Origin of the sequence: Streptomyces colwelliae, assembly GCF_048158785.1 — a bacterium.
In the GTDB taxonomy this organism is placed as follows: Bacteria; Actinomycetota; Actinomycetes; order Streptomycetales; family Streptomycetaceae; genus Streptomyces.
In genome coordinates, this window is sequence record NZ_JBLTJC010000495.1 from 1 (window position 1) to 6476 (window position 6476).

Genomic DNA, 6476 nt, shown 5'->3' on the forward strand with positions numbered 1-6476 from the left:
CCCGTCGAAGGAGCAGCTCATGGCCAACGTCGTACGCGCCGCCGAGCGGATCGGGGACTGCGAGAAGGGTGGGGACCGTAGCGCCTGCCCCGTCCTCAGGCCCTACTACCGCGACCTCACCGGCGACGGGCACGACGACCTCACGCTCGGGTTCCGTCTGACGCGCCGGGCTCGGGCCCGTCGGGCGGGGCGGATCCGGGCGAGGCCCAGCCCGGAGTGTCGTTCATCGTCGCTCCTTCACGGTGCCCGTCCGCGGGCGCGGCGGCAGGTTGGCAGCCATCGTGCCATGGGGTGGTCGAGCGGTGACCGGCCGCGGTATGGGCTGCACACCTTCAATTGTCCGCCGGATACGGGGCAGACTGACCGCATGGCTGATCAGTACGCGCAATCCGGCGAGGACGGCCGGCCGTCCGAGATACCCGCGATCCGATGGGACGAGCCCCCCGAGGGCCCTGTGCTGGTCCTTCTCGACCAGACGAGACTGCCGGCCGAGGAGGTCGAGCTGGTGTGCACGGACGCGTCCGCGCTGGTGGACGCGATCCGCTCGCTGGCGGTGCGCGGGGCGCCGCTGCTCGGCATCGCGGGGGCGTACGGCGTCGCGCTCGCCGCCGCGCGGGGCTTCGACGTGGACGAGGCGGCGATCGCGCTGGCGGGCGCCCGGCCCACCGCGGTGAACCTCTCCGTCGGCGTGCGCAGGGCCCAGGCCGCGCACCGGGCGGCGCTCGCCGAGGGAGGCGGTGCCGCGCGGGCGGCGGGGGCCGCGTTGGCCGCGGCGCGGCTGCTGCACCGGGAGGACGCCGAGGCCAGCGCACGGATGGCCGCGCACGGGCTGGCCCTGCTGGACGAACTGCTGCCCGGCGGTGGGCACCGGATTCTGACCCACTGCAACACCGGGGCGCTGGTGTCGGGCGGCGAGGGCACGGCCTTCGCGGTGGCCCTCGCGGCGCACCGGGACGGGCGGCTGAGGCGGCTGTGGGTGGACGAAACGCGTCCGTTGCTGCAAGGTGCTCGCCTGACGGCGTATGAGGCGGCACGCAACGGAATGGCGTACACCTTGCTCACGGACAACGCGGCGGGCTCTTTGTTCGCGGCCGGGGAGGTGGACGCGGTACTGATCGGGGCGGACCGGATCGCCGCCGACGGTTCGGTGGCGAACAAGGTGGGGAGCTATCCGCTCGCCGTGCTCGCCCGGTACCACCATGTGCCGTTCATCGTGGTGGCGCCGGTGACGACGGTGGATTTGGACACGCCGGACGGGGCGTCCATCGAGGTGGAGCAGCGCCCCGGCTTTGAAGTGACGGAGATCACGTCACCCCAAGTGACGGTGTCGGGAGCGGGAGGCGGGATTCCGGTGGCACCCCTGGGGACCCAGGCCTACAACCCGGCGTTCGACGTGACGCCTCCCGAGCTGGTGACGGCGATCGTCACCGAAGAAGGCGCTGTTTCCCCCGTGACGGCGGAGGCGCTGGCAGAGCTGTGTGACAGGTCACGACAGGTAACGATTTAGTTAATGGGATGATGTCGTTTATGAAGGGACGAGTCCTTGTCGTCGATGACGACACCGCACTGGCCGAGATGCTCGGCATTGTGTTGCGTGGTGAAGGTTTTGAGCCGTCTTTCGTAGCCGACGGCGACAAGGCGCTGGCCGCTTTCCGTGAGAGCAAGCCCGACCTGGTGCTCCTGGACCTGATGCTTCCCGGACGGGACGGTATCGAGGTGTGCCGCCTGATCAGGGCGGAGTCCGGGGTGCCGATCGTGATGCTCACGGCGAAGAGCGACACCGTCGATGTCGTGGTGGGCCTGGAGTCGGGCGCTGACGACTACATCGTGAAGCCGTTCAAGCCGAAGGAGCTGGTCGCCCGGATCCGGGCGCGGCTGCGGAGGTCGGAGGAGCCGGCGCCCGAGCAGCTCGCCATAGGCGATCTGGTCATCGACGTGGCCGGTCACTCCGTGAAGCGGGACGGGCAGTCGATCGCGCTGACGCCGCTGGAGTTCGACCTGCTGGTCGCGCTGGCCCGTAAACCGTGGCAGGTGTTCACGCGTGAGGTGCTCCTGGAGCAGGTCTGGGGCTACCGGCACGCGGCCGACACCCGGTTGGTCAACGTGCATGTCCAGCGGCTGCGCTCCAAGGTCGAGAAGGACCCGGAGCGGCCGGAGATCGTGGTGACCGTCCGCGGGGTCGGTTACAAGGCGGGACCGAGCTGACATGTCCAGGGACAGTGCCGCTTCGGCGCCCGGGGGGTCCGGGGCCCGCGCGGGGCGGCCTGTCGGCCGGAAGTCGGCGGGCTCCCGCTGGGGGCGCCTGCTGGAGGGCGGGCTGCTGCAGGGCGGAGTCCAGGGCAGCCCGGTCCTCCGCCTGTTCATGCGCTGGGTGCGTCGGCCGCTGCTGCCGGTCATGCGGCTGTGGCGGCGCAACATCCAGCTCAAGGTCGTCGTCACGACCCTGCTGATGTCGCTGGGCGTCGTCCTGCTGCTGGGCTTCGTCGTCATCGGCCAGGTGCGCAACGGCCTGCTGGACGCCAAGGTGAAGGCCTCGCAGAGCCAGGCCACGGGTGGGTTCGCCGTGGCGAAGCAGCGGGCCGACGAGGCGGCCAGCGGGACCGCCGACGACGGTTCCGGGACCGGCGGCACCTCCTCCCAGAACGTCATCCAGTGGATGAGCGACCTCGTGTCGTCGCTGTCCAGCGGCGGCCAGGGTGCCTTCGACGTGGTGACACTGCCCGCGGGCAGTGAGAGCGGCGGCGGACGCAGCCCGCGCGGTTCCGGGTATGTCGACCCGTCCGCGAGTGTGCCCGAGGACCTGCGGGCGCGGGTCAACGACCGTACGACGGCTGCCCAGAGCTACACCCGCATCATCTACAGCAACGGCAAGGAGTCCCAGCCGGCGCTGGTCGTCGGCAAGCAGGTCAACGACCCGAACGGCGACCCCTACCAGCTGTACTACCTCTTCCCGCTCACCCAGGAGGAGAAGTCGCTCAGCCTGGTCAAGGGGACCCTGGCTACGGCCGGGCTCTTCGTCGTCGTACTCCTGGGGGCCATCGCCTGGCTCGTCGTGCGGCAGGTCGTCACGCCGGTGCGGATGGCCGCCGGGATCGCCGAGCGGCTGTCCGCCGGGCGCCTCCAGGAGCGGATGAAGGTCACCGGCGAGGACGACATCGCGCGGCTCGGCGAGGCCTTCAACAAGATGGCGCAGAACCTCCAGCTGAAGATCCAGCAGTTGGAGGACCTGTCACGGATGCAGCGGCGGTTCGTGTCCGACGTGTCGCACGAGCTGCGGACGCCGCTGACGACCGTACGGATGGCGGCCGATGTCATCCACGACGCGCGCGTGGACTTCGATCCGATGACCGCGCGGTCGGCCGAACTGCTCGCCGACCAGCTGGACCGCTTCGAGACGCTGCTCGCGGACCTGCTGGAGATCAGCCGCTTCGACGCGGGCGCGGCGGCCCTGGAGGCCGAGCCGATAGACCTGAGAGAGGTCGTACGGCGGGTGCTCAGCGGCGCCGAGCCGCTCGCCGAGCGCAAGGGCACGCAGATACGGGTCGTCGGCGACCAGCAGCCCGTGGTCGCCGAGGCCGATGCCCGGCGGGTGGAGCGGGTGCTGCGCAATCTCGTCGTCAACGCCGTGGAGCACGGCGACGGCAAGGACGTCATAGTCAAGCTCGCCACCGCGGGCGGGGCGGTCGCCATCGCGGTGCGCGACTACGGGGTGGGCCTCAAGCCCGGTGAGGCGACCCGGGTGTTCAGCCGCTTCTGGCGGGCCGACCCGGCACGCGCGCGTACCACCGGCGGTACGGGTCTGGGGCTGTCCATCGCCCTGGAGGACGCGCGGCTGCACGGCGGCTGGTTGCAGGCGTGGGGTGAGCCGGGCGGCGGTTCGCAGTTCCGGCTGACGCTGCCGCGGACCGCGGACGAACCGCTACGGGGCTCGCCGATACCCCTGGAGCCCAAGGACTCACGCCGCAACCGCGGACTCAGCGACGCGGGGCTGCCGAGCGGGGGCGGGGACAAGCGTGCGACGGTCCCGGTGCAGCCGATGGGCGACCAGGTGCCGCCGATACCCGCGCGGAACCCGATCGCCCCGAGGCTGACCGGCACGACTCCCACAGCGGACCCGACGGCGCTGCCCGGCAACGGCGCGCGCGTGGTGCCCCGGCCGACCGGCGGCACCCGTCGGCAGGAGGACAGGGCGTCCGCGGATCCGGCTCGGAGCGAGGCCGCGGGCAGCACGGACCCGGCCGCCGTGCCGGAGGACTCGAACAAGCAGGGGGAGGCATCTCGTGGGCGCTGACCGCGAGGGAGGCGCCCGGCGGAAGCCGGGACGCGCGGTGGCGTACGTCGCGTTGGGCGTCGTAGTGCTGGCGGGATGTGCCTCGATGCCCGACAGCGGGGACCTCCGGGGGGTCGAGTCGACGCCGCGACAGGACACCCAGGTGCGCGTTTTCGCGATGCCGCCCCGGGAGGACGCGTCGCAGGGGGAGATCGTGCAGGGCTTCCTGGAGGCGCTGACCAGCGACGACCCGAGCTACAAGACGGCGCGCATGTACCTGTCCGCCAAGGCCGCGCGGGGCTGGCAGCCGGAGCTGTCCACGACGGTGCTCGCCGACGGGCCGAGCACCGAGGCCGTCCGTGCCCCGGTCGGCCGGGAGGACACCGGCACCTTCACGTATACCCTGACCGGCGACCGGGTCGCCACGGTGGACTCGCAGCAGGCGTACACGCCGGCGGACGGGCGGTACAGCAAGGCCGTACACCTGACGAAGGACGCGAAGAGCGGCCAGTGGCGCATCGACGAGCTGCCGCAGGGCGTCGTCATGGGCGAGTCGGACTTCCAGCGCAACTACATGTCGGTCAACAAGTACTACTTCGCGTCGAACACCTCGGTCGGGGCGACCTCACAGCCGATCGCGGTCGCCGACCCCGTGTTCGTACGGCGGCGGGTGGACCCCGTGACGCAGATGGTGCGGTCGCTGCTGAACGGGCCCACCAGTTGGCTCGGGCCCGTGGTCAGGTCGAGCTTCCCCACCGGGACGGCGTTGCGGAAGGGTGTCACCTCGCTGACGCCCGACGACACGAACAAGCTGACGGTGCCGTTGAACCAGAAGGCCTCGCGGGTGGGGCTGGCCCGGTGCGACGAGATGGCCACGCAGATCCTCTACACGCTCCGGACCATGACGCCCACGGTGGACGAGGTCGAGTTGCAGGCCTCCAACGGCGCGCAGTTGTGCGTCTACAAGGAGAGCGACGCGGACACCCTCGCGGCACACGGTGCCGTGAACCGGCCCACGTACCTGTACTTCCTCGACGACAAGCACCGCGTGGTGCGGATGCCCGCAGGCGGCACGCATGCCGATCCGGTGCCGGGCGCGCTCGGCGAGGGCGACAAGCAGCTGCGGTCGGTGGCGGTGTCGCGCGACGAGGAGGCCGGGGCCGGGGTCGGTCTCGACGGGAAGTCGCTCTACGTCGGGTCGCTGGTGTCCGGTGCCTCGCTCGGGGACCCCGTGCTGACCAGCCAGGGCGCGACGGAGGCCGACCGGCTGACGGCTCCCAGCTGGGACGCGCAGGGCGACCTCTGGGTGGCCGACCGGGACCCGAAGAAGCCGCGGCTGCTCCTGCTGCAGAAGGGTGCGGGGCAGCCGATAGCGGTGGAGATGCCGGGGCTGGACGGCCGTATCGAGTCGGTGCGGGTGGCCGCCGACGGGGTGCGGATCGCGCTTGTCGTGGAGAAGAACGGCAAGCGGTCCCTGCTCGTCGGGCGGATCCAGCGGAGCGGGGCGGTGGGGGAGACACCGGTGATCTCGGTGCTCGAACTGCGGTCCGTCACGCCGGACCTGGAGGAGATCACGGCCATGTCGTGGGCCGGGGACAGCCGGCTCGTGGTGGTGGGGCGCGAGCACGAAGGCGTGCTGCAGATGCGGTACGTCCAGGTCGACGGCTCCACGCCGGAGGGCCCGGCGCCCGCTGCGCTGACCGGGGTGAAGGAGATCGCCGCGTCCGAGGACGACAAGCTGCCGCTGGTTGCCTACTCGGAGGACGGGATCGTACGGCTGTCCAACGGGGCGCAGTGGCAGAAGGTGGTCAAGACGGGGTCGGCGCCGGTCTATCCGGGGTGACTCATTGACGCGTTGACGCGTCGAGGTATTGAGGTGGCAGGCTGAAAGCGGCCGTCTCCGGTCGGGCTGAGGCTCGGTGGAGGCGGCCGTTCGTGTGTTCCGGGATGGCTGGTGGCTGTTCCGGGTGGCTCTGCACTCGTGTGGGTGACGGCTGTTGACGGTTGCGCGGAGTTGTCCACAGGCCGTTGTCCACAGGGGTGGCCGCGGCGGCCAGGCCACGGCCGCGGGGCGGTCGTTGGCCCGCATGAACCTGGCTTCCCTCATCAGGCCCCCTTGGAATCGATCATCGAGGGAACCGGGAGGCGCTCTACCGGCGGACCGCCGAGATCAGCCCGCCGGGCTGCTCCTCGCGCTGCGGCGGGG

4 protein-coding genes are annotated in these 6476 nt (G+C 71.3%); all 4 read left to right on the forward strand.

Features of this window, described 5'->3' with window-relative positions:
* The first annotated feature begins 367 nt into the window (after positions 1-367).
* From mtnA to ACNFOC_RS48800, 4 genes are read left to right on the forward strand one after another with little or no spacing between them, the layout of a single operon-like run.
* Positions 368-1507, forward strand: coding sequence for an S-methyl-5-thioribose-1-phosphate isomerase (mtnA, locus tag ACNFOC_RS48785; RefSeq protein WP_416965438.1), 1140 nt, complete (start codon positions 368-370; stop codon positions 1505-1507).
* A gap of 8 nt (positions 1508-1515) precedes the next feature.
* Entirely contained in the window at positions 1516-2205 is a 690-nt protein-coding gene (mtrA, locus tag ACNFOC_RS48790) for a two-component system response regulator MtrA (protein WP_187284748.1), read from the forward strand.
* Position 2206: 1 nt separating this feature from the next.
* Positions 2207-4291: an MtrAB system histidine kinase MtrB gene (gene mtrB / locus ACNFOC_RS48795; protein ID WP_416965439.1), complete on the forward strand. Its 2085-nt coding sequence runs from the start codon at positions 2207-2209 to the stop codon at positions 4289-4291.
* The gene (locus ACNFOC_RS48800; protein WP_416965440.1) at positions 4281-6113 is read left to right on the forward strand and encodes an LpqB family beta-propeller domain-containing protein; all 1833 of its coding nucleotides are present in this window, start codon (positions 4281-4283) and stop codon (positions 6111-6113) included. The genes mtrB and ACNFOC_RS48800 overlap by 11 nt, the downstream gene beginning before the upstream one ends.
* The last annotated feature ends 363 nt before the right edge of the window (positions 6114-6476 follow it).